Source organism: Rhodococcus qingshengii JCM 15477 (assembly GCF_023221595.1).
GTDB lineage: Bacteria > Actinomycetota > Actinomycetes > Mycobacteriales > Mycobacteriaceae > Rhodococcus_F > Rhodococcus_F qingshengii.
Window position 1 is genome coordinate 4,050,478 of the sequence record NZ_CP096563.1, and the last position, 23,018, is coordinate 4,073,495.

A 23,018-nucleotide genomic window follows, 5' to 3' on the forward strand; every position below is an offset into this window, starting at 1 on the left:
ACTTTCGGATCAGGCTTGCGGCAGAGCCGGTGCGACGCCGGTCTTCTCGTACTCGGACAGGATGTCGATACGACGCTGGTGGCGCTCTTCACCCGACCATGCGGTGGCGAGGAAAGCGTCGACGATGGCAAGCGATTCCTCGAGGGAATGCATACGTCCGCCGATGCCGATCAGCTGAGCGTTGTTGTGCTCACGTGCCAGCTTCGCCGTTTCGACGCTCCAAGCGAGGGCGCACCGTGCGCCGGGAACCTTGTTCGCGGCGATCTGCTCGCCGTTGCCACTGCCACCCAGGACGATTCCCAGGCTGCCCTCGTCGGCGACGACGCGCTTTGCGGCTTCGATGCAGAAAGCCGGGTAGTCGTCCACGGCGTCGTACTCGTGAGCACCACAGTCGATGGCCTCGTGGCCGTTCGCTTTCAGGTGTTCGATGATCTCGTTCTTACGTTCGAATCCGGCATGGTCGGCACCCAGGTATACGCGCATGGCGACAATTCTCTCAGGCCCGACCAGCCGGGCGCACCCGGGTCGACGTCACACTTTCAGGAACACGCATCGCCGCGCGAGCACACCTATCGTGGTGCCCATGTACCCCGTCAACGGCCAGGCCGCTGCACCCGCCGTTCGTGTGTCACCGGGCAGTGACGCCGTTCGCCACCCGTGGGAAATCCCGCTACTCGTGCTCGCGGTGCTGACGACGGTCGTCACTTATGTGGTGGCGATCGTTCTGATCGCTGCGGGTGATCTGTCGACGTGGATCCTCGTGGTGCTCGCGGCTCCGATCCTGCTGTTCCTCGCGCGAGGTCAGCTGTACGGATCGCAACAGGTCAACGGAATCAAGATGACGCCTTCACAGTTTCCGGAGGGGTATCAGCTGGTTGCCGAGGCTGCGGCACGGTTCGGCATGAAAACTCCGCCGGATGCCTACGTCGTGCTGGGGAACGGACGGATCAACGCGTTCGCGTCGGGGCACGGATTTCGCCGTTTCGTCGTCGTCTACAGCGACCTGTTCGAAGTCGGTGGGCAGGCACGCGAGCCCGATGCGCTCGCATTCATCATCGGCCACGAGGTCGGCCACATCGCTGCCGGGCATGCGTCGTACTGGCGCCAGTGGGGACAGTTCGCGTCGAACTACATTCCGGTGATCGGGTCTTCGCTGTCGCGTTCCATGGAGTACACGGCGGACAACTTCGGCTTTCACATGCGTCCGCAGGGTGCACCGGGCGCGATGGGCGTCCTCGGCGCGGGAAAGTATCTGGTGGGTCTGGTCGGGTTCGACGAACTGGCCGATCGGGCGACACTCGAATCCGGGTTCTTCCCGTGGTTCGTCAACATCTTGTCGTCGCATCCGGTGCTGACCTGGCGTGCGGCTGCGCTTCGCAACCGCACGCACTCAGGGCATCTGTTCTTCCGGCCGGGTCAGCTCTACCGAAATCCGGCGCTCACTGCCGCTCAGTCGAACTGAGGATCCTCGTTGCGGGTCCGCTTGAGCTCGAAGAAGTGGGGGTAGCCGGCCAGCGCGACTGCGCCGTCCCACACCTTGCCTGCGTCCTCGCCGCGCGGGATGCGTGAGAGCACGGGGCCGAAGAACGCCACACCGTTGACATGGATCGTCGGGGTTCCGACGTCGGGTCCGACGGCGTCCATGCCCTTGTGGTGGCTCTCGCGCAGAGCCTCGTCGTACTTGTCGGTGTCGGCGGCCTCGGCCAGTTCAGGTGGCAGGCCGACCTCGGCGAGGGACGACTTGATGACGTCGGCGAAGTCCTTGTTGCCCTCGTTGTGAATCTTCGTCCCCATAGCCGTGTACAGCGGCAGCAGGATCTCGTCACCCTTCAGCTGCGCTGCAGCGATGGCGACACGGACCGGGCCCCAGGCCTTGGTCATCATCTCCCGGTACTCGTCGGGAAGGTCACGGCCCTCGTTGAGAACCGCAAGGCTCATCACGTGGAACTTGGCCTCGATGTCGCGTACCTGCTGGGCCTCGAGAATCCAGCGTGAGGTGATCCAGCACCACGGGCAGAGCGGATCGAACCAGAAGTCAGCAGTGTCCGTGGTCTTGCTCGAGGTTGCGCTCACGAAGAAACTCCCTATCAGTTCATGTCGGTCAGGTCATATCAGTTCGGGGACATACTCCCGTTCTGCCAACAATCATGAACCCGCAATCCTTCCCGCGCTTTCCCCCGAACCACCTCCCGATCGCAGTAGTGTCGAAAAGAAACGAGTACGAAGGAGTGGTTCAGTAATGAGCACCAACCGGAGATTCGTGATCGTCGGCGGCGGGCTCGCGGGCGCAAAGATCGCAGAAGCCCTGCGTGACAGAGATTTCGACGGTGAGATCACCGTATTGAGTGAAGAAGACCACCTCCCGTACGAGCGTCCGCCGCTGTCGAAAGAGTTCTTCGCAGGCAAGAAGACACTCCCCGAATTCACCGTCCACGACGGCGAGTGGTTTCGCGACCATCGCGTCGATCTTCGCCCGGGAACGACGGCAACGGCCATCGACCCCGCTGCGCACACCGTGTCACTTCCGGACGGTTCAACGATCAGCTACGACAAGCTCGCCTTGGCCACCGGTTCGCGGTCGCGGCGCCTCGACATCCCGGGGTCCGACGCCGAGGGTGTTCACTACGTGCGAACAGTCGATCAGGCCGCCGCGCTGCTGCGCACCCTGGCCGCCGACAAGAAGCTCGTCGTGGTCGGTGCCGGCTGGATCGGCCTCGAAATTGCCGCGTCGGCTCGCGGTTTCGACGTCGACGTCACCGTGCTCGAGCATGCCGGACTTCCGCTCGAATCGACCCTCGGCCCGGAAATGGGTGAGGTCTTCGCCGCACTGCACCGCCAGAACGGGGTGGACTTACGCACCGGCACGGACGTCACCGCAATCTCTGTCGACGGCGGTCACGCCTCGGGCGTCACTTTGAGCGATGGAACCGTGATTCCGGCCGACGCCGTGTTGATCGCTGTCGGCGCATTGCCGAACACCGAGTTGGCATCGGAGGCGGGTATCGACGTCGAGAACGGGGTTCTCGTCGACGCCGGTCTGCAGAGCAGCGACCCCGACGTGGTCGCAGTGGGTGACATCGCGGCCGCACAGCATCCGATTCTGAATGCACGAATTCGGGTGGAGCACTGGGCAAACGCACTCAACCAACCCGAGACGGCCGCAGAGACCATGTTGGGACGGCCCGCCGAGTACGTCCGCATGCCGTATTTCTTCACCGATCAGTACGACCTCGGAATGGAATACGTAGGTCACGCACCGCACGGCGGCTACTCGAGTGTCGTCACTCGCGGCGACGTCGACAAGCGCGAGTTTCTGGCATTCTGGCTCGATTCCGCGAACAAGGTGCTCGCCGGCATGAACGTGAATATCTGGGATGCCGGTGACGCCATCAAGGAATTGGTCGCGTCTTCGCGTCCCGTCGATCCGGAGCGGTTGGCCGATCCGGAGATTCCGCTGGCAGAAGTGTCCGCTTGAGTGAAGTCGTTCTCTTCGTGATGGGATGGACGTAATAGATCCGCACCATCTACGAGGAGATCTTTGTGGTCGCACCGAACCTGACACGCGAAACCGCAGCGCAACGGTCAGCAATCCTGACCGTCGAGAACTACCTGATCGAACTCGATCTCACCGACGGCAAAGACGCACCCGGCGAGGAGACGTTCTCCTCGAAGACCACCGTCACGTTCACCGCCACGGCCGGAGCAAGCAGCTTCATCGACATCGTCGCGGCCAGAGTCCATTCCGCGGTCCTCAACGGCACCGCGCTCGACGTCTCCGGCTACGACGAGTCGACTGGCATCAGCCTGCCCGACCTCGCTGCCGACAACGAGTTGGTCATCGAGGCCGATTGCATCTACTCCCACACCGGCGAGGGGCTGCACCGATTCGTCGACCCGACCGATGACGCCGTCTACCTTTACTCACAGTTCGAGACGGCTGACGCCAAGCGCATGTTCGCGTGCTTCGATCAGCCTGATCTCAAGGCCACGTTCGACGTCCGCGTCACCGCTCCCACGTCGTGGAAGGTCATCTCCAACTCCGCGGTCGTCGAGACCCTCGCCGCCGATCCCGGCAAGCACGTTTTCCGGACCACCCCGAAGATGAGCACGTACCTGGTGGCGCTCATCGCCGGTCCCTACGCGCAGTGGACCGACAACTACTCCGACGAGCACGGCGACATCCCGCTCGGAATCTTCTGCCGCGCTTCACTGGCCGAGTTCATGGACGAGGAGCGGCTCTTCACCGAGACCAAGCAGGGATTCGACTTCTACCACCGCAACTTCGGTGTTCCCTATGCCTTCGGTAAGTACGACCAGCTCTTCGTCCCCGAATTCAATGCCGGCGCGATGGAGAATGCCGGCGCCGTGACATTCCTCGAGGACTACGTCTTCCGCTCCAAGGTGACCCGCTACTCGTACGAGCGTCGTGCCGAAACGGTCCTGCATGAAATGGCGCACATGTGGTTCGGCGACCTCGTCACGATGGCGTGGTGGGACGACCTATGGCTCAACGAGTCGTTCGCGACCTTCGCTTCGGTCCTGTGCCAGACCGAGGCCACGGAGTACACGAACGCCTGGACGACGTTCGCCAACGTCGAGAAGTCGTGGGCGTACCGCCAGGACCAGTTGCCGTCGACGCACCCGATTGCCGCGGACATTCCGGACCTGGCCGCCGTCGAGGTGAACTTCGACGGCATCACCTACGCGAAGGGCGCCAGCGTCCTCAAGCAGTTGGTGGCATACGTCGGACTCGAGCCGTTCCTCGCCGGACTGCGTGAGTACTTCCGTGAGCACGCATTCGGAAACGCAACCTTCGACGATCTGCTGGGCTCACTCGAAAAGTCCTCGGGCCGTGACCTTTCCGACTGGGGTCGGCAGTGGCTCAAGACCACCGGTTTGAACATCCTGCGCCCCGACTTCGATGTCGACGCAGACGGAAAGTTCACCCGCTTCGCCGTCCTGCAGGACGGTGCTGCACCAGGCGCCGGCGAGCGGCGAATCCACCGGATCGCCATCGGCATCTACGACGACGTCGACGGCAAGTTGGTACGAAGCCATCGCGTCGAACTCGACCTCGATGCTGTGGAAAGCACGGATGTCCCCGAACTTGTCGGCGTCGCCCGCGGTGCACTCGTGTTGGTCAACGACGACGATCTCACCTACGGCTCCGTGCGACTCGATCCCGAATCGTTGGCGACGGCGATCGAGCGGGTCGGCGACATCACCGACTCACTCCCCCGCACCCTGGTCTGGTCGGCGGCGTGGGAAATGACCCGTCAAGCCGAACTGAAGGCACGCGACTTCGTCGCGCTGGTCGAGCGCGGCATCAGTTCGGAGACCGAAGTCGGTGTGGTGCAACGTCTCTTGCTCCAAGCCCAAACCGCCATCGGCTCCTACGCAGATCCGGCCTGGGCCGAGGCCGAAGGCGCGGCGAGCTTCGCCAATCGGTTGCTCGAGCTCGCACGTGAGGCAGAGGCCGGGTCCGACCACCAGCTGGCATTCGTCAACGCACTCACCGGCGCAGCACTCTCCCCGTGGCACACCGAGGTACTGCGCGAATTGCTCGACGCCGATCCCTCCACCGTTGGGCTCGACGGCCTGATCGTCGACACGGACCTGCGCTGGCGCATCGTCGGGGCACTCGCGGCCGCCGGTGAGATCGACGCCGAAGGAACCGCAACTCCATTCATCGACGCCGAAGCTCAGCGTGACCCGACCGCTGCGGGCGCTCGTCAAGCCGCGGCGGCCGCGGCCGGACGTCCGCAGGTCGCTGTCAAGGAAGAGGTCTGGGCGAAGGTCGTCGGCGACGACTCCGTGCCCAACATCACCGCGCGATCGATCATCGGCGGGTTCGCTCGCGAAGGCCAGGACGAATTGCTCGAGCCCTTCGTCTCCCGCTACTTCGCCGATATCGCGGAGGTGTGGGAACGACGCTCGAGCGAAGTGGCACAGACGGTCGTCATCGGGCTGTACCCGTCGTGGTCGATCTCGGACGAATCCGTAGCGGCAGCAGACCGGTTCCTCGAAGGCGACATCCCTCCCGCGTTGCGTCGCCTGGTCGTCGAAGGCCAGGCCGGCGTGGTTCGTTCACTCGCAGCACGAAAGTTCGACGCGAGCTGACATGCGAAAGGCCGGTGCCCGCGTCGATTCTCACGAATCGACGCGGGCACCGGCCTGTGTCTGACAAACAGTTACGGCGCTGAAATTGCGGCTGCCATAACGCGGATGGCACTGATCAGTCCGTCGATCAGGTTGCCTTCACTGAAGGATGCAACAGCCGCCGTTGCTCCGAGCTGGGTAACACGATCGGTGACCCGATCGGCGATTGCCCGACCGCTGCGAACCTCGACGGTGCGCTGGTTGGGCGAAACGGCGATCAGGACGGAACGCTCGGCTTCGGGCGTGGTCGGGAACAATGCGTCGGCACCCGCTGCCGGATCAGAACCGAGATCACCGACGTACGCGTTGAACCGCACCTTGGTGGCCCGCGTCGCTTCGGTCATCGCGACGTCGAGCGCGACCAGATCCATGGTCTCGAACGGAAGATCGTCGGTGAACGGCTCGCCGATGCGATGCACACCGGATACGCGTCCACTGGACGTGACGACGCTGCCGACGGGCAGGTCCTCGGGCGCTACTGCGAGCGCGGTCGAATGATCACCACTTGCCACTTGCGGACCCTCCGATCAGATCAGCCGAACCGGCTTCGATTGCGTGTGCACTGCCGTGATGGCCACCGCGAACGGTGACCTCGTCGACAGCACTCCACAGCACGGGAGCGTGATCCCACGACTCACCGAGATGGAACGCCGGCGGAACCGGTCCCGGCGTCTTCTTCCCGAGGAAGGACGCAGCCGCGAAGAACGCGGTGATCAAGGCCGGAATCCCAACGTATATCAGTACTACCTCGAGAATGCTCACACCAGATAACGTAGCCCAGAACGCCAGGAAGGAAAGCGTCAGGGCCACAAATTCTCGGGCAATTTCGTTTCGGTGACGCTAGAACTCAATTCAGGCTGCGCCCACGCCGACACATTGCTCAGGCTGCGCCCACGCCGACACATAGCTCAGGCTGCGCCCACGCCGAGATACGGCATCCACGCCGGATGCAATTCCTTGGTCGCCGCGAGCAGACGCCAGTGAGGTCCGGACGGCGGGACCAATTCCGCACGGAGGGTCCATCCGAGTTCGCTGAGCATCTTGTCGGCCTTGCGGTGATTGCAGGGGGCACAGCACGCGACGCAGTTCTCCCACGAATGCCCGCCACCTCTGCTGCGAGGAACGACGTGGTCGATGGTTTCGGCTTTGGCTCCGCAGTACGCACATCGGAAGTGGTCACGATGCATCAGCGCGGCACGAGTCATGGGGATGCGGGCGCGATATGGAACGCGCACGTAGGTGCGCAATCGAATGACCGAGGGAACCTGCACCGACCAGTCCGCGGAATGGACTACCGGGCCCTGTTCGTCCTCGTGGACGGTATCGGCCTTGCCGCAGGCCATCAGTACGACCGCGCGCCTGGCAGGAAGGGCGGTCAGCGGTTCGTACGTGACGTTGAGCAGTAGCACCCGACGTTTCACCCACTCGGGGACGACGCGATCGGGAGGGAACATCTCGAGGTGAGAATGCTCGTCGGAAAAGAGTGGGTCGGTAGTGTGCGCGAACCCGTCAGGAACAACTTCCAGAACAGCCCCTAACGCGTGGTCGTTCCGCGCGCTAGTGGGCTGGAGTTGTCGGTGATTGCGTGCAGCATGTCGGTTCTTCATACGACCTCCGGGAGACTGCCCCCAAGTTGACCACGGATGATCGCGTTACGCACTCCCATTTCGAACAAAATTGCCAGGACGGCCGGTGAATTTCCGGTGAATGGGTACGCACTCCGACTCGATACAACCGTCGTCGACCCGGAAACCGACCACTACGGCCGTCAGGCACAATGGAACTTGCCATGAATGACGTACAGCACGACGTGCAGCAGACCTTCTACGACGCCGTCGGCGGAGCCGAGACGTTTCACAAGCTCACCGCGCGATTTTACGAAGAGGTCGCGAAGGACGAGGTTGTGCGCCCGCTCTACCCCGAGGCCGATCTCGGCCCGGCCGAGCGGCGGATGCGGATGTTCCTCGAGCAGTACTGGGGCGGACCGCACACGTACTCGGAGGAGCGTGGACACCCGCGTCTGCGGATGCGCCACAATCCATTCGTGATCGGCCCGATCGAGCGTGATGCGTGGCTGCGGTGCATGCACGTCGCCATCGCGTCCATCGACGAGAAGACTCTGAGCCCGGTGCACCGCAAGCAGTTGATCGACTACATGGAGATGGCTGCCGCGTCCATGGTGAACTCCGCTATCTGACCGTCTACCTAGCCTTCGGCCTGAACACGCGCGCGACCCGGCGGACTGCTCGTACCCCGAACGACACCGTGGGATGCAGGGGCGAACTCAAGATTGCATGCTTGCGCACGTACTCTTCGACCTCCCACTCCGACCAACTGCCCGCACGGAAGAGTGCGGCATCGCCGACACTCAGGGTTCGCTCGGCGATTCCGTCGGCCTGAACGGTGACCGACCCTTCGATGATGTGCACGATTTCGTCCGCGTGGAAGTACCAACGGAAGCGCCCCTTCGTGCAATCCCAGACGTGTGTAGTCGTGGTCCCGTCTTTACTCGCCGACCATTGCGCCGACCGTGCAACCGGTGTGCCGAAGATTATCCAGTCGCGGTTGATCGGATCATCTTCGAGCAGTACATGATCCAAACTGACCGCTTCGATTGCCGACAAAGTCAAGGCCAAGCCCCCTTGGTTGAATTCCCGAATACTTCTCCCCCGGCAGTAACACCAAAGTTGCCACATGGTGTCACCGCGTGAATGCAAAGTACACCAAGGCTAGGTAAAGAGTCACGCTTTTGCCGTGTCCAAGTCGTGAGAGTGCCAGACGTTTGGCACTATGAACTGCTGTGAGCACCCCCGCGGATTCGTCCTCTGTAAGCCGGCCCGAAGCCCCGTGGTGGAACGAGGCGGTCTTCTATCAGATCTATCCGCGTTCTTTTGCCGATTCGGGCAGCGACGGTATCGGCGACCTCGGCGGAGTCGAGGAGAAACTCGGCTACCTCGAACTGCTCGGCATCGATGCAATCTGGTTGAGCCCGGTGATGAAGTCACCGATGGCAGACCACGGCTACGACGTCTCGGATCCTCGCGACATCGATCCCCTGTTCGGCGATCTGGCGACGATGGATTCGCTGATCACGTCAGCCCACGAGCGCGGAATCAAGGTCACGATGGACCTGGTCCCGAACCACACGAGTGATCAGCACGAGTGGTTCAAGGCAGCCCTGGCGTCAGCGCCCGGTTCTGCGGAGCGATCCCGCTACATCTTCCGAGACGGCAAAGGTGAGAACGGCAACGAACCGCCGAACAACTGGCCGAGCATCTTCGGCGGCCCGGCATGGACCCGCGTCACCGAAGCCGACGGAACACCCGGCCAGTGGTACCTGCACATCTTCGCCAAGGAACAGCCCGACCTGAACTGGGACAACCCCGAGGTCTTCGACGACCTCGCCAAGACTCTGCGGTTCTGGCTCGAGCGCGGAATCGACGGATTCCGCATCGACGTGGCCCACGGAATGGCCAAGCCCGACGGTTTGCCGGACCACGACTGGGAGCTCAACGAGCTCATGCGCAATTCCGACGACGACCCGCGGTTCAACAACCCGGCAGTTCACGAAATCCACCGCGGCATCCGCAAGGTCATGGACGAGTTCCCGGAGGCGATGACCGTCGGCGAGATCTGGGTGAAGGACAACCAGAAGTTCGGCGAATACATCCGGCCAGACGAACTGCATCTCGGATTCAACTTCCGACTTGCAGAAACCGAATTCTCCGCCGAGTCCGTCCGGGAGGCCGTGGAGAACTCTCTTGCGGCCGTCGCCGAGGTCGGGGGTGTGCCCACGTGGACGCTGTCGAATCACGACGTCGAACGTGAAGTCACGCGCTACGGCGGGGGTGAGATCGGAACCCAACGCGCACGGGCGATGATCCTCGTCGAACTGGCGCTTCCGGGCGCGAGCTTCATCTACAACGGAGCCGAACTCGGCCTGCCGAACGTCGACCTGCCCGACGAGGCACTACAGGACCCGGTCTGGGAACGATCCGGACATGCCGAGCGAGGACGCGACGGCTGCCGAGTGCCCCTTCCGTGGGAAGGAAGCGAACCCCCGTTCGGATTCACCACCGGTGCGAGCACCTGGTTGCCGATGCCACGCGAGTGGTCGACACTCACGGTGGAGGCGCAGATCGAGGACGTCGACTCGATGCTCTCGCTTTATCGCGCCGCCCTCGAACTTCGTAGCGCCAGGCCGGAGTTCTCCGGCGCCGACATCGATTGGTACGGCAGTCCCCCCGGCTGCCTCGCTTTCCGTCGACGCGGTGGTCTGATCTGTGCTCTCAACACCACGGAGGTGCCGATCGCACTGCCGAACGGGCAGCTGCTGTTGAGCAGCGCACCACTCGTCGACGGTCAACTACCCGTCAACGCTGCGGCGTGGCTGATCTGAGAGAACACGCACCCGCCACCTGAACTCCTATCGTGCGACCATCAGCGGTATCGAACCACCGCGGTGACGGTAGATCGAACCGAACCGTGCATCGAGCCGCACCCAGGATTTGCTCGCCCGCACCCGAACCAGTTCCGAGGCGTCGATCTGCTCGAGGTCGATGTCGGCGGTCATCGCCTCGGACCCGGCGTGCGGAACGAATCCCATTGCGGTCAAGGCAAAAACAACCCGCATCGAGATCCCGACCGTGCCGGACGGACCACTGACCTCGAGCACGTCCTGATCGAGCAACGACGCCGGCGGACCGTGACTACTTCCATGCTCCAGTGCCAAGGCGTTGCCCCGCTGCGCCAGTTCGATCAGCACCCGGGCGGGTACGTCGTCCAGGTGCTCGAAGCCGTCCATCGGCGGCAACGCCCCACGCCACGCCGAATCCATGGCGAACCCCGGATCGATCAGCTCACTTGTCGCCTGCTCCACCGCCGAGAGCAACTGATCGCCGGCAGCCGAGGTGTCGTCAGGGTTGATGGTGCCCGCCACGGTTCGCGTAGCGAGAGCGTCGAAACCCGTTGACGCCCAAACGCTCAGGTGAGCATCTCCGCGTCGACGCATCCGGATCACCGTGGACTCGTCCAAACGCAAGGCATGACCGATGAAGCCGGCCAAGTTCTTTCGCTCGGCCTCCTCGGGCACGGTCAGTACACGTTCATGCACGTTGCCAGCTCTCCAAGTACTCGCGCTCGGGCCCGCTGAGGCGACGCAAACGTTGAGTGTCGATATCGAAGGCCGCGATCTGAGTCGACGCCACGATGGACGGCGGGACACTGAGATCCGCACCGCGGGGGCGAACCTCGTACGCGATGGTGAAGTCCACCGCGCGCACCTTTTCCACCCACATGAAGACGTCGAGCGGCGAATCGTCGTGCCGCAGTTGGCCGCGGTACCGCACATGGAGATCGGCAATCACGGCCCCGTCACGCAGGGTGACCGTCGGGCGCGAGTCTTCGAACAACCAAGGAATCCGCGCCTCTTCGAGCAACGTCACCATCCGTGCGTGGTTGATGTGCTGGAAGGCATCCATGTCGGACCACCGAACCACAACTTCGGCGTGGAATCCTTCGCTCAACGTCCTACCTCCGATCGGGTGCCCATGCTGCGCACCATGCTACGAACCTGACGCGCCGCCACCGAGAGCGTCGCGAGGTCAAGCGTCCCAGACTCGAAGATCTCGACGAGAGCTGCCCTCGCCCGGCTCAGACGCGAGGCATTGGTCGACTCCCATTCGTCGATCTTCTCCTGCGGCGACTCCCCCGGTTCGCCGCCGGCCAGAACCTCCATCGTCAGCTGCCGAAGCGAACTGTAGAGGTCGTCTCGCAACGCGAGCCTCGCGAGCGAGTGCCATCGATCGCCGCGCTCGAGTCCCGAGACCGCGCTCAGCAACCAGTCGATTCCCAGATGCGCGTCCAAGGCGTAGTACAGCTCCGCGACTTCGGCGATGTCGTGATCTGCGATGTCGGCGATATCCGCGATGTCGAGCAGGCAGTAGACATCCAGCAGTCGGAACACGTCCAGCGCCAACGCTTCCGGAGCCCCGCGATCGATCACCGATTGAGCCCGCACCAGCAGATCGTCGAGTTGATGGCCCGCAAGCAGCCCCGGGACCAGAGGTGCCGTAGCCCGATACGCCGCCGAGTAACGCGCAACCTCGGCACCGACGGCGATCGGCTGGGGCCGATTGGCCAGGAACCACCGCGACGCGCGGTCGAGCAAGCGGCACGACTCAACGATCAACTCGTTTTCGATCTCTGCACTGACGCCCGCCGAGCGGATTCGCGACCACACCTCGTCGAGCGCAAACACCTCTCGCACAGCGGCGTAGGCACGGATCGAGTCCGTACTGCTCGCTCCGGTCTCCTCGGCCAAGCGGTAGGCGTACGTGATTCCGCCGTTGTCGATCACTTCGTTCACGAGCATCGTCGCGACGATCTGCCGCCGCAACGGGTGTGCCTTGATCTCCGTTTCGAACCGATCGCGAACAGCGGTCGGGAAGTACTGCGGGATCTGCTGGGCGAAGAAATCGTTGTCCGGCAACTCGGTTGCGAGCAGATCGTCCTTGAGTGAAAGCTTCACGTGCGCCGTCAGCGTCGCCAATTCCGGCGACGTCAGACCCACACCGGCCTCGAGTCGACGCTCGATCTCCTTGTCGGTCGGCAACGCCTCGAGTTTGCGGTCAAGGCCACGTGCCTTGGTCAGATCCGTCAACTGACGGCGGTGAACACCGAGCATCTGAGAAGCGGTCACGCGGGAGATTCCGAGCAGCGCGTTCTGAGCAATGTTGTCCGCCAACACCAGCGCCGCCACGTCGTCGGTCATCGACGCCAGCAACGGATTCCGTTCCTGCGTGGGCAGTAACTGCGAACGCACGAGCGAATCGAGAAGAATCTTGATGTTCACTTCGTGATCGGAGCAGTCGACGCCGGCCGAGTTGTCGATGGCGTCGGTGTTGATGTGACCGCCGCTGGCGCTGAACTCGATTCTTCCCAGAGCAGTGACGCCGAGGTTGCCGCCCTCCCCGATCACCTTGACCCGCAGATCTTGACCGTCGACACGCACGGCGTCGTTGCTCTTGTCGCCAACCTGCGCATTGGTCTCGGTCGACGCTTTGACGTATGTACCGATTCCGCCGTTCCACAGCAGATCCACCGGTGCCGACAGAATCGCCTGCATCAATTCCGGCGGCGAGAGCTTCGTGACCCCCTCGGCTAGACCCAGTGCGATCCGGACGCTTTCGGCGATCGGAACCGACTTGACCGTGCGGTCCCAGACGCCGCCACCTTCACTGATCAGGCTCTTGTCGTAGTCGGCCCATGACGACCGTGGCAACTCGAAAAGTCGTTGACGTTCGACGAACGAGCTCGCTGCATCCGGGTTCGGATCGAGGAAGATGTGTCGATGGTCGAACGCGCCCACCAGACGGATGTGCCGACTGAGGAGCATTCCGTTGCCGAACACGTCTCCGCTCATGTCGCCGACGCCTACCGTCGTGAAATCCTGCGTCTGCGTGTCGACCCCGAGTTCGCGGAAGTGCCGCTTGACGCTTTCCCAGGCGCCGCGAGCGGTGATACCCATGCCCTTGTGGTCGTATCCCACGGAGCCACCGGAGGCAAACGCGTCGCCGAGCCAGAAGTCGTACTTGGCGGCAACCGAATTGGCGAGATCCGAGAACGTCGCCGTGCCCTTGTCCGCGGCGACCACCAGGTAGCGATCCTGATCGTCCTTGCGCACCACTCGATCCGGCGTCACAACTTCGCCGGTAGCCGCGTGCACGTTGTCGGTGATGTCGAGCAATCCGGAGATGAAGGTGGTGTAGCAGGCCTTGCCGGTTTCCAGCGTCGCCATTCGATCAACGGCCGGATCACCCGTCGGCAGAGGCGGATTCTTCACGACGAAGCCGCCCTTGGCGCCGACCGGCACGATCACCGCGTTCTTGACGGCCTGAGCCTTCACCAAGCCGAGCACCTCGGTGCGGAAATCCTCGCGCCGGTCGGACCAGCGGAGCCCGCCGCGCGCGACTGCGCCGAATCGCAGGTGGACGCCTTCGACCTCGGGTGAGTACACGTAGATCTCGAAAGCCGGCCGCGGCTTGGGCAACTCGCTGATCCGTGAGGGATCGAGCTTGACCGACAGGTAGTCGCGAGAGCGGCCATCGGCGTCGACGACGTAGAAATTGGTACGCAAGGTCGCCTTCACCAAGGAGAACATTCCACGCAGAATGCGATCGGCATCCAAGCTGAGTACCTCGTCGATGGACGCACGCAACTGCTCGTCCAATTCGGCGACGCGAATGTCGTCCTGCTTCTCGGGGTCGAACATCGCCTCGAACAACTGCACCAATGCAAACGCGGTCTGCGGGTGTGTAAGCGCGATTCCTTCGATGTGGAACTGACTGTACGGAAATGTGGCCTGGCGCAGATACTTTGCGTAAGCACGCAGCACCACGGCTTGCCGCCAGGACATTCCGGCCCGCAGCACCAACTCGTTGAATCGGTCAGCTTCTGCCCGGCCGAACCAGACTGCACCGAATGCAGCCGTGAATCGCTTCTGGACCTCGGTCAGCGGGGCGGTACTGGTCTCGAGCGGCACCTGCGCATCGAGGTCGATCTCGACCGACGCCCGAAGATCCGCCGGTACCGACAATCCGAAATCGTAGATCCAGCACTGAACGCCGTCGAGTCGCTGCACGACGTGCGGCCGCTCGTCGAGAACTTCGACGCCGAGTGACTGCAGCACCGGTAGCACCTGGCTCAACGAGATACCGTCGCCGCCGACGAAGAGCGTGAAGCGCCAGGCACCGGGCGCGGAGTCCACAGCACGATAGAGCAGTACGTCGATCGCGCCTGGCGCCAACGCCTCGAGTCTGGCGATGTCGGCCAACGCGCGTGACGGTTCGAAGTCCTCCTTGTATCCATCGGGAAGCACCCGCGAATACCGCTGCACCAGTTCCGGATCCACACCTGGACTTTCACGAACAAGGTCGTTGATGCGGTCGTCCCAGCTACGACTGACTTCGGTCAACAGAGCCTGAACTCGCTCGCGGTTGGCCTCGGAGACATCCAGATGAACCGGCTCACTGTCCGGATCGCGCCGGATCGTCACGTGCAACAGCGCAAGATCGTTCTCGGTAACCCGGGCGGTGTAATCGACTGTGCCTGGTCCGAATTCGCGCCACAACAGGTTTTGCATCGCCAGTCGCACCCGCGTCGTGTACCGGTCGCGGGGTAGATACACCAAGCAGGATACGAAGCGTCCGAACGTGTCCTCGCGGACAAAGAGTCGCACCTGTCGACGCAGCCCGATGCTGTGCACGGCGTGCACAGTCTCGAACAAGGTCTCGGCATCGCTCGAGAACAACTCGGTGCGCGGGAACGACTGGATGACCTCGAGCATCGCCTGACCGGAGTACGAATGCAGGTCGACACCGGCACGCGCGATGACTTCGCGGACGCGGCGCTCGATCAGGGGAATCGCGAGGACGTTCTCGTGGAGGGCGACAACGGTGAACACTCCCAGGAACCTGTGCTCCCCCACAATGTTTCCGTTGTCGTCGAGGATCGAGACGCCCACGAAGTACGGGTAGACAGCGCGGTGCACCGTGGCGGGGAACGATCCCTGAGTCAGGACCAGAAGCGGTCGATCCGGGAGATCTGCGACGGGAGGCAAGCTCATCGGGCCCTCGGTGACCGCGTCGGAGCGCAGCACACCGAGTCCACTACCCGCGACCGTACGTGAACCGTCCTTCGTGCCCTCGAATCGCCGGTATCCGAGCACGGCATAGTTTCCGTCCGCCATCCACCGCAGCAGCCGGGCGGTGTCGGAGAATTCTTCGGGGGTGATCCTCCCGGAGGCAGTTTCTGCGGCACTCGCCAACTCGTCGGCAACGCGCAGTTGCAATGCCTTCATGTCCGGGGTGTCACCAACCACCTGGCGGACGTCCGCGAGCACCTTGCCGAGGTGTGCTTCGATCGCGTCGAGAGCGGAATCCTCGACTTCGGAGTCCAACTGGACGTGCATCCAGGATTCTTGGATACCGCTGTCGCCCAAGGACATCAGATTGCCCGAGTCATCGCGTTCAACCGTCAGGATCGGATGGGCGAATTGACTGATTCCCACACCTTGTCGGTTGAGCATCGCGGTAACGGACTCGACGAGCAACGACATGTCGTCGGTGACGATCTGGACGGCAGCGCCGAGACCCTCGGATCCTGACGGGCGGTACACACGCCATACGGCCGTGCCCGGGGTCCGCTGCCTCCCGAGCGCAAGATGCGCGAGCAGGACTCGATCCGATCGACCGTTGATGACGTCGTCGCTGTCACCCTCGTCGATATGCGTGAAAAAGGCCTCGCGAAGACGCGTCAACAACGTCGCTTCGTCGAGGCCTGTGCCCTGCTGCCGTACACGGTCTGTCATTCCTGGCTCACATCCTTGTGGGTTCTGATCGCCGCGACCAATCTCTGACTCGAGACTAGCCGCGGCAACCAGTACCTAGGGTGAACTGAGAAACGAAATCTACGATGTCGTCATCTGAACAAGCGATGCTTCGAGCACCGCGCGTTCGCTGTCCGCCAGCTGTCTGGACTTTTCGGACACCGTGTCGAATCCGACCATCAACGCGTCGCCGAAAGCGCATTCGACACCCGCGTTGTCACGGATGACGTGCCGAACCGTGAACGAGGAAGTCCCGACGTGAGTCGTGAAGATCTCCACATTCAAGGGACCGGACCGATCGGTGACCGGCTTGAGGAACTCGACGGTCATCTTTCGAACCACGAGGTATCCCGGCCGGCCGCCGAGCGGCGCCAGTTTCGCTTCCAGGAACTGGATGCGCGCTTCCTGCATGTACTCGACGTAACGCGTGTTGTTGACGTGACCCAACCGGTCGGAATCGCCCCACCGGACCTGGATCTGCGCTGTGTACACGTCGGACACCGGATCAGTCCCTGGTGAGCTTGCGGTGAGTCACGCGGTGCGGGCGTGCGGCGTCGGGGCCGAGTCGCTCGACCTTGTTCGCCTCGTAGCCCTCGAAGTTGCCCTCGTACCAGTACCAAGCTGCCTCGTTGTCGCCGAAGCCACCTTCCCACGCGAGGATGTGGGTACAAGTCCGGTCCAGGAACCAGCGATCGTGCGAGATCACGACGGCGCAGCCGGGGAACTCTTCGAGAGCGTTCTCCAGCGAGCCGAGGGTTTCGACGTCGAGGTCGTTGGTGGGCTCATCGAGCAGGATCAGGTTGCCGCCCTGCTTGAGCGTCATCGCCAGGTTTAGGCGGTTGCGCTCACCACCGGAGAGGACGCCGGCCGGCTTCTGCTGATCGTGGCCCTTGAAACCGAACGAGCTGATGTACGCGCGCGAGGGGAACTCGGTCTGGCCGACGACGATGAAATCGAGCCCGTCGGACACGGTCTCCCAGACCGTCTTCTTGGGGTCGATTCCGGAACGGTTCTGGTCGACGTAGCTCAGCTTGACCGTCTGACCGATCTTGACCTCACCGGCGTCAGGCTCCTCGAGACCGACGATGGTCTTGAACAGCGTCGTCTTACCGACGCCGTTGGGGCCGATGACGCCGACAATTCCGTTGCGCGGCAACGTGAACGAGAGATCCTTGATCAGAACGCGGCCGTCGAAGCCCTTGTCGAGGTTCGAGACCTCCACGACCACGTCACCCAGGCGCGGCGGTGCCGGGATCTGGATCTCGTCGAAGTCGAGCTTGCGCGTCTTCTCTGCTTCGTTCGCCATTTCCTCGTAGCGATCGAGACGAGCCTTGTTCTTGGCCTGGCGGGCCTTGGCGCCGGAACGAACCCATGCGAGCTCGTCCTTGAGGCGCTTCTGCAGCTTCTGATCCTTCTTGCCGGCAACTTCGAGGCGTGCAGCCTTCTGCTCCAGGTAGGTGGAGTAGTTGCCCTCGTACGGGTACAGGCGTCCGCGGTCGACTTCACAGATCCACTGCGCGACGTGATCGAGGAAGTAGCGATCGTGAGTCACGGCGAGGATTGCGCCGGGGTAAGCAGCGAGATGCTGCTCGAGCCACAGGACAGATTCGGCGTCGAGGTGGTTGGTGGGCTCATCGAGGAGCAGGAGGTCGGGCTTGCTCAGCAGCAGCTTGCAGAGCGCAACGCGTCGCTTCTCACCACCGGAGAGGTGGGTGACCATCTCTTCCGGCGGGGGGCAGCGCAGGGCGTCCATAGCCTGCTCGAGCTGCGAGTCGATCTCCCACGCATCTGCGTGATCGAGCTTCTCCTGCAGCTCGCCCATCTCTTCCATGAGCTCGTCGGAGTAATCCGTAGCCATCAGCTCGGCGATCTCGTTGTACCGCTTGAGCTGGACCATCGTCTCTCCGAGACCGTCCTCGACGTTCTCGCGAACAGTCTTGGTCTCGTCGAGCTCCGGCTCCTGCATGAGGATGCCGACGGTCGCGCCCGGGGCCAGGAATGCCTCGCCGTTGCCCGGCTGGTCCAGTCCGGCCATGATCTTGAGGATGCTGGATTTACCAGCGCCGTTCGGTCCGACGACACCGATCTTCGCGCCGGGGTAAAAGCTCATCGTGACGTCATCGAGGATGACCTTGTCACCGTGCGCCTTGCGCACCTTCTTCATCGTGTAAATGAACTCAGCCATGACCGCCAGCCTATCGGTGTTTGTCCTATAACCCACATTGCGCGTTGGCGCTCACTCCGATGCGGGTTCTGCGGACAGTCCGAGGTCATCGACCAGATTCGTCGACATGCTCATCGACCCCCACGAAAACCGCGATGGGGACACCTCCGGGTGTCCCCAGGACGGCTCAGATCATTGCCCTGTGGATGCCCTTCGGCTCGCCACCGAGCTGCGAGAGCGTCGACGCATGGAAAATGGAACCGGGTACGTGGATCGCGTGCGCGAGACCGGCATGAGCGTCACGCCAGAACCGCTGCATCGGCGTGTTCAACTGCAAAGCGCCACCACCGGAACGAGCAAAGATCTCGTCCACCGCCCGCACCGCCCGCCACGCCGCAGCAGTCTGCGTACGGCGACCGATCGCACGAAGCTCGAACGAAACTTCCTGCCCCTTCTCCGTCATGTCCCAGAAACGATCCACCGTCTCCAAGATCGCAGCCCGAGAAGCAGCGATCTCGGCCGCCGCCTCACCGATCGCGAACAGCACGTACGGATCTTCCTTGATCGGAACACCACTGACCGTCACACGCTCACGCTGCGCCGCCATGTTGCACGCCAACGCACCCTCAGCGATACCGATCAACGACGAAGTGATCCCCAACGGGAAAATGCACGAGAACGGGAACTTGTACAACGTCTCCGTACGGCCCGCTTCCTTCCACGCCGTCCCGTCGAAAACCTTTCCCGCATCAAGAGTCCGATACGTCGGCAAGAACGCATCCTTGACGATCAGATCCTTCGACCCGGTTCCGCGCAGGCCCACGACATTCCAGCTGTCCTGGTCGATGTCGTAATCCGAACGCGGCAACAACACGTGCAGAATCTTCGGCGGCATCAACGGCTTGCCGGACTCGTCACCGACCATCGCACCGATCATGATCCAGTCACAATGATCGGTACCCGAGGAGAACGACCAACGACCGTTGAGGATGTACCCACCCTCGACCGGCCTCGCCACACCCATCGGCGCATACGGCGACGCCATCCACGTATCAGGATCGGTTCCCCACACCTCTTCCTGAGCCTTGCGGTCGAAGAACGCAAGCTCCCACGGATGCACACCGACGATGCCGCTGACCCAGCCCGTGGCACCATCCATCGCACCGATAGCCATTGCCGTCTCGGCGAATTCACGCGGATGCGCCTCGAGGCCTCCGAACTCCTTCGGCTGCAACATCCGGATGACGCCGGCGTCGCGCAAACGCTTCGCGCTGCCGTCCGTCAAGCGCATCAGCTTGTCGCCCTCGACCCCGTCGGCGCGGATCTCGTCGGCGAACTGTGAGATGTTGTCCAGAACCTGACCCATGATCTTCCGCCTCCATTGATAGTCGATCAACGACCATTAAAGTAGAACACGTTCTAGAAACTTGCGGAAGTGAAATGGCCGACATTTCTTACACTCACACGGTCTGCAGTTCCGACGGGAGTTCGACGGCGTCGCTACCCGAGGCCGCAAGCAACTGTGCGTATCGCCCACCTTGTTGCACAAGTTCGTCGTGGGTGCCCTTTTCCACAACCACGCCCTGGTCGAGGACCGCGATGAGATCCGCATCTCGAACCGTGGAGAGTCGGTGCGCTACAACAAGAGTGGTGCGTCCGACCATCAGCTCGTCGAGCGCGTCCTGCAACGCACGTTCAGTGCGATTGTCCAAGGCGCTCGTCGCCTCGTCGAGGACGAGGATCGGCGGATTCCGCAGGACTGTGCGCGCGATCGCTATGCGCTGTTTCTCACCGCCGGAGAATCGGTAGCCGCGCTCGCCGACCATGGTGTCGTACCCGTCGTCGAGACCGGAAATGAACTCGTGGATCTGCGCGATGCGCGCTGCCTGCTCGATCTCGGCGTCCGTGGCGTCGGGTTTCGCGAACCGAAGGTTCTCACGAATCGTCGTGTGGAAGAGATACGTCTCCTGCGACACCACACCTACCAGGTCGGAGACCGTCGCCAGATCGAGGTCCCGCAGATCGACGTCGTCGATTCTCACCGATCCCGCAGTCGGGTCGTACAGACGTGCGGCCAAGTATCCGAGAGTGGTCTTGCCCGAACCCGTGGAGCCGACAAGCGCCAAGGTTCCGCCGGCCGGGACCGTGAGGTCGATGTTGTCGAGGGTCTTGCTGTCGGTTCCTGGATACGAGAAGTCGACGTGGTCGAACCGAAGTTCGCCGGACATCTTGGTGCGGTCGAAGCTCTTCGACTCTTCCGGATCCGCGATGTCGATCGGCAGATCCAGGTACTCGAACACGCGACTGAACAGTGCCATCGAGCTCTGCACCTCGACGCCCGTGTTGAGCAGCATCATGGTGGGGCGGAACAATTGTGTTTGCAGCGTGGTGAATGCGACGAGGGTGCCGACGGTGATGGTGTTGCCGTGATCGAGAGTGAATCCGGCAAACCAGTAGACCAGTGCAGGCATGGCTGCGAAGGTGATCGACATGGTCGCCATGCGCCACTTGCCGGCCATCATGGCCCGGAGTTCGACGTCTGCGACTTCCGCTGAACGCTCGGTGAATCGATCCGTCAGAGCCGACTTCGCGCCGGTCGTCTTGCCGAGGAGAATGCCACTGACGGAGAGAGATTCCTCCACCTGGACCGACAGATCACTGAGTAGCTTCTGCCGCTTACCCGAGATCTTGCGGCGCTCGTCACCGATCTTGCGTGCGATACGGATGAACACCGGCAAGATCGCCAGCGAGAAGATGGCAAGCCGCCAATCCAGAAGGAACAGAGCAACAATGGTGGCTGCCACGGTCGTTGCATTCTGCGCGATGGACGTTGCCGTGTTGGTGACCACCGACTGCATACCGCCGATGTCGTTGGCAATACGCGACTGAACTTCTCCGGTTCGGGTTCGAGCGAAGAATCCGAGCGACTGATTCTGCAGATGCGAGTAGACCCGCACGCGCAGTTGGTGCATCAGTTTCTGGCCGATGCTGTTGGACATCCAGGTCTGCGCCACGCCGAGACAGCTCGTGATCACGGCAATAGCGATCATGCCGATGGCCAGAACGCTCACGAGTCCGAGGTTCTTGTCCGGGATCGCCTTGTCGAGCATTTCGCGTAGGAGCAGCGGGCTGCCCAGCGCCACGATCGCGCTGAGTGTGATGACCGCGGTGACGATGGCGATCTGAGTTCGATACGGCGCAAACAGTCCGAGTACGCGCTTTGCCGGTACGGATTCCGCCGGAGTGATCTCGACAGCGGATCGTTCGATGTTTCGCATGTGATCTGGTTTCACGTTCTACCTCCTGGAGGCTTTCTCACCCTAGTTTCATATTGATGAGGTTACCTCACTATGAGGCTGACACCAACAACGCTAGACTGACGCCATGCATTCCCGAGAGCGCGAACTCACCGACGTCGTGATGTCCGTGGCACGGCTCATCCGCCGACGTCAGGTGGCAGCGCTGGAACCATTCGGTCTCTCGCCGTCGCAAAGCCGAGCGCTGCGAGTACTGACCCGAGTGGGCGAGCCGGTTCGACTCGGGTTTCTTGCCGAGCGATTGCGCATCGTTCCGCGGTCGGCGACCGACGTCGTGGATTCCCTCGAAGAGGCCGGATGGGTGCGCCGCACTCCCGATCCGAACGATCGGCGAGCTGTATTACTCGAGCTCACCGACGCCGGCGCTACCCTCGCTGCCGACGTCGCGAAAGCTCAACGACGCGAATCCTCGGATGTGTTCGACGACCTCGACGAATCGGAGCGAGCAACTCTCACCGAACTTCTCGAGCGAGTGGACGCGGGGCACGACTCGCGGCCCCGCGACTGCCCGAAACCTTCGGTCTGAGTCCTCACGCAGCGACGGTGTCGATTGCGTCCTCGACATTCTCCGCCGACGTCGGCTTGCTCTGACGCTCGATCTTCGAGATGCAACGAGCAAGGTCCGCGCCTACCGCAGTCGCCCGTAGCTCGAGATCGGAACGAGGCACACCCTCTTTGGTCGTGTACTCGTTGGTGCGCAACTCCCCCGCCACCATGACCGGATCACCCTTCATGATGGATGCGCCGACGCCGGTGACCAACCGCCGCCAGCAGCTGACCGTGAGATAGAGGGTCGCTCCGTCCGTCCACTCTCCGGTCACCGCGTCTTTGCGACGCGTGTTGCTCGCCATCCGAAAGCTCAGCACCTCTTCGCCATTGGTGGTCTGCCGCTTCACCGGATTGGTGATGACGGTTCCGACAACCGTTGCATGCGTTTCGTACATGTCCGATCCCCCTTCGAACTCCAGAACCCGCCAACTGCCGCGGGGCC

The 23,018-nt window shown here is 62.6% G+C and carries 20 protein-coding genes; 6 read left to right on the forward strand and 14 right to left on the reverse strand.

The annotated features are described in order from the left end of the window. Positions 1–9: 9 nt before the first annotated feature. A complete protein-coding gene (locus M0639_RS18420) occupies positions 10–483 on the reverse strand; it encodes a ribose-5-phosphate isomerase (protein ID WP_003944571.1) in 474 nt (157 codons plus the stop codon). 100 nt (positions 484–583) lie between these two features. Between M0639_RS18420 and M0639_RS18425 the strand changes: the two genes are divergently transcribed. Beyond that, complete coding sequence (locus M0639_RS18425) at positions 584–1,462, forward strand: M48 family metallopeptidase (RefSeq protein WP_042923839.1); 879 nt, start codon at positions 584–586, stop codon at positions 1,460–1,462. On the opposite strand, the gene M0639_RS18430 is transcribed toward M0639_RS18425, so the two are convergent. Continuing rightward, positions 1,450–2,073 carry a DsbA family oxidoreductase gene (locus tag M0639_RS18430; RefSeq protein WP_003944541.1) on the reverse strand — a complete coding sequence of 208 codons (624 nt, stop codon included), beginning with the start codon at positions 2,071–2,073 and terminating at the stop codon, positions 1,450–1,452. The two genes, M0639_RS18425 and M0639_RS18430, sit on opposite strands and share 13 nt — an antisense overlap. Positions 2,074–2,239: 166 nt before the next feature. On the opposite strand from M0639_RS18430, the gene M0639_RS18435 reads away from it, so the two are divergent. Continuing rightward, positions 2,240–3,475 (forward strand): NAD(P)/FAD-dependent oxidoreductase, encoded by a 1,236-nt coding sequence (locus M0639_RS18435; RefSeq protein ID WP_064074812.1) that lies wholly within the window; start codon positions 2,240–2,242, stop codon positions 3,473–3,475. A gap of 65 nt (positions 3,476–3,540) precedes the next feature. Then, positions 3,541–6,120, forward strand: coding sequence for an aminopeptidase N (gene pepN, locus M0639_RS18440; protein ID WP_064074813.1), 2,580 nt, complete (start codon positions 3,541–3,543; stop codon positions 6,118–6,120). Between the two features lie 71 nt (positions 6,121–6,191). On the opposite strand, the gene M0639_RS18445 is transcribed toward pepN, so the two are convergent. The 3 genes from M0639_RS18445 to M0639_RS18455 all read right to left on the reverse strand — a co-directional run bounded on the left by M0639_RS18445 (position 6,192) and on the right by M0639_RS18455 (position 7,766). Beyond that, positions 6,192–6,671 carry a DUF5130 domain-containing protein gene (locus tag M0639_RS18445; RefSeq protein WP_003944512.1) on the reverse strand — a complete coding sequence of 160 codons (480 nt, stop codon included), beginning with the start codon at positions 6,669–6,671 and terminating at the stop codon, positions 6,192–6,194. Continuing rightward, the gene (gene ctaJ, locus M0639_RS18450) at positions 6,658–6,921 is read right to left on the reverse strand and encodes an aa3-type cytochrome oxidase subunit CtaJ (RefSeq protein ID WP_007730943.1); all 264 of its coding nucleotides are present in this window, start codon (positions 6,919–6,921) and stop codon (positions 6,658–6,660) included. The genes M0639_RS18445 and ctaJ overlap by 14 nt, the downstream gene beginning before the upstream one ends. A gap of 146 nt (positions 6,922–7,067) precedes the next feature. Beyond that, on the reverse strand, positions 7,068–7,766 hold the full coding sequence (locus M0639_RS18455; protein WP_172403517.1) for an HNH endonuclease: 699 nt from the start codon (positions 7,764–7,766) through the stop codon (positions 7,068–7,070). A gap of 182 nt (positions 7,767–7,948) precedes the next feature. Between M0639_RS18455 and M0639_RS18460 the strand changes: the two genes are divergently transcribed. Next, positions 7,949–8,356, forward strand: a complete 408-nt coding sequence (locus tag M0639_RS18460; RefSeq protein ID WP_003944464.1) for a globin — start codon at positions 7,949–7,951, stop codon at positions 8,354–8,356. 4 nt (positions 8,357–8,360) lie between these two features. Here the strand turns inward: M0639_RS18460 and M0639_RS18465 are convergent, their stop codons facing one another. Then, complete coding sequence (locus tag M0639_RS18465) at positions 8,361–8,789, reverse strand: cupin domain-containing protein (RefSeq protein WP_228401110.1); 429 nt, start codon at positions 8,787–8,789, stop codon at positions 8,361–8,363. Positions 8,790–8,959: 170 nt separating this feature from the next. Between M0639_RS18465 and M0639_RS18470 the strand changes: the two genes are divergently transcribed. Continuing rightward, on the forward strand, positions 8,960–10,558 hold the full coding sequence (locus M0639_RS18470; RefSeq protein WP_007730939.1) for a glycoside hydrolase family 13 protein: 1,599 nt from the start codon (positions 8,960–8,962) through the stop codon (positions 10,556–10,558). A 27-nt stretch (positions 10,559–10,585) separates the two neighbouring features. Here M0639_RS18470 and M0639_RS18475 read toward each other — a convergent pair whose 3' ends face one another. The 7 genes from M0639_RS18475 to M0639_RS18505 form a co-directional block, all read right to left on the reverse strand. Further along, positions 10,586–11,272 (reverse strand): DUF8010 domain-containing protein, encoded by a 687-nt coding sequence (locus tag M0639_RS18475; protein WP_030536651.1) that lies wholly within the window; start codon positions 11,270–11,272, stop codon positions 10,586–10,588. Continuing rightward, positions 11,265–11,684, reverse strand: coding sequence for an acyl-CoA thioesterase (locus M0639_RS18480; protein ID WP_003944573.1), 420 nt, complete (start codon positions 11,682–11,684; stop codon positions 11,265–11,267). Before M0639_RS18480 ends, M0639_RS18475 begins: the two co-directional genes overlap by 8 nt. Then, entirely contained in the window at positions 11,681–16,528 is a 4,848-nt protein-coding gene (locus M0639_RS18485) for an NAD-glutamate dehydrogenase (RefSeq protein WP_064074814.1), read from the reverse strand. Before M0639_RS18485 ends, M0639_RS18480 begins: the two co-directional genes overlap by 4 nt. 99 nt (positions 16,529–16,627) lie before the next feature. After that, a complete protein-coding gene (locus M0639_RS18490; protein ID WP_054801010.1) occupies positions 16,628–17,047 on the reverse strand; it encodes an acyl-CoA thioesterase in 420 nt (139 codons plus the stop codon). 4 nt (positions 17,048–17,051) lie between these two features. After that, positions 17,052–18,731 carry an energy-dependent translational throttle protein EttA gene (ettA, locus tag M0639_RS18495; RefSeq protein ID WP_007730925.1) on the reverse strand — a complete coding sequence of 560 codons (1,680 nt, stop codon included), beginning with the start codon at positions 18,729–18,731 and terminating at the stop codon, positions 17,052–17,054. 166 nt (positions 18,732–18,897) lie between these two features. Next, a complete protein-coding gene (locus M0639_RS18500) occupies positions 18,898–20,076 on the reverse strand; it encodes an acyl-CoA dehydrogenase family protein (RefSeq protein ID WP_064074815.1) in 1,179 nt (392 codons plus the stop codon). 94 nt (positions 20,077–20,170) lie between these two features. Then, entirely contained in the window at positions 20,171–21,988 is a 1,818-nt protein-coding gene (locus M0639_RS18505; protein ID WP_054801009.1) for an ABC transporter ATP-binding protein, read from the reverse strand. Between the two features lie 106 nt (positions 21,989–22,094). Here M0639_RS18505 and M0639_RS18510 point away from each other — a divergent pair, with 106 nt between their 5' ends. Next, a complete protein-coding gene (locus M0639_RS18510; RefSeq protein ID WP_003945320.1) occupies positions 22,095–22,553 on the forward strand; it encodes a MarR family winged helix-turn-helix transcriptional regulator in 459 nt (152 codons plus the stop codon). Positions 22,554–22,557: 4 nt separating this feature from the next. Here M0639_RS18510 and ssb read toward each other — a convergent pair whose 3' ends face one another. Beyond that, positions 22,558–22,971, reverse strand: coding sequence for a single-stranded DNA-binding protein (ssb, locus tag M0639_RS18515; protein WP_030537584.1), 414 nt, complete (start codon positions 22,969–22,971; stop codon positions 22,558–22,560). Between the last annotated feature and the right edge of the window lie 47 nt (positions 22,972–23,018).

Coding starts and splice junctions, on each gene's coding strand:
- ettA (WP_007730925.1), bottom strand. CDS start 18,731: ATGGCTGAGTTCATTTACACGATGAAGAAGGTGCGCAAGGCGCACGGT.
- M0639_RS18435 (WP_064074812.1), top strand. CDS start 2,240: ATGAGCACCAACCGGAGATTCGTGATCGTCGGCGGCGGGCTCGCGGGC.
- ssb (WP_030537584.1), bottom strand. CDS start 22,971: ATGTACGAAACGCATGCAACGGTTGTCGGAACCGTCATCACCAATCCG.
- M0639_RS18425 (WP_042923839.1), top strand. CDS start 584: ATGTACCCCGTCAACGGCCAGGCCGCTGCACCCGCCGTTCGTGTGTCA.
- M0639_RS18455 (WP_172403517.1), bottom strand. CDS start 7,766: ATGAAGAACCGACATGCTGCACGCAATCACCGACAACTCCAGCCCACT.
- M0639_RS18420 (WP_003944571.1), bottom strand. CDS start 483: ATGCGCGTATACCTGGGTGCCGACCATGCCGGATTCGAACGTAAGAAC.
- M0639_RS18485 (WP_064074814.1), bottom strand. CDS start 16,528: ATGACAGACCGTGTACGGCAGCAGGGCACAGGCCTCGACGAAGCGACG.
- M0639_RS18505 (WP_054801009.1), bottom strand. CDS start 21,988: ATGCGAAACATCGAACGATCCGCTGTCGAGATCACTCCGGCGGAATCC.
- M0639_RS18500 (WP_064074815.1), bottom strand. CDS start 20,076: ATGGGTCAGGTTCTGGACAACATCTCACAGTTCGCCGACGAGATCCGC.
- M0639_RS18510 (WP_003945320.1), top strand. CDS start 22,095: ATGCATTCCCGAGAGCGCGAACTCACCGACGTCGTGATGTCCGTGGCA.
- M0639_RS18460 (WP_003944464.1), top strand. CDS start 7,949: ATGAATGACGTACAGCACGACGTGCAGCAGACCTTCTACGACGCCGTC.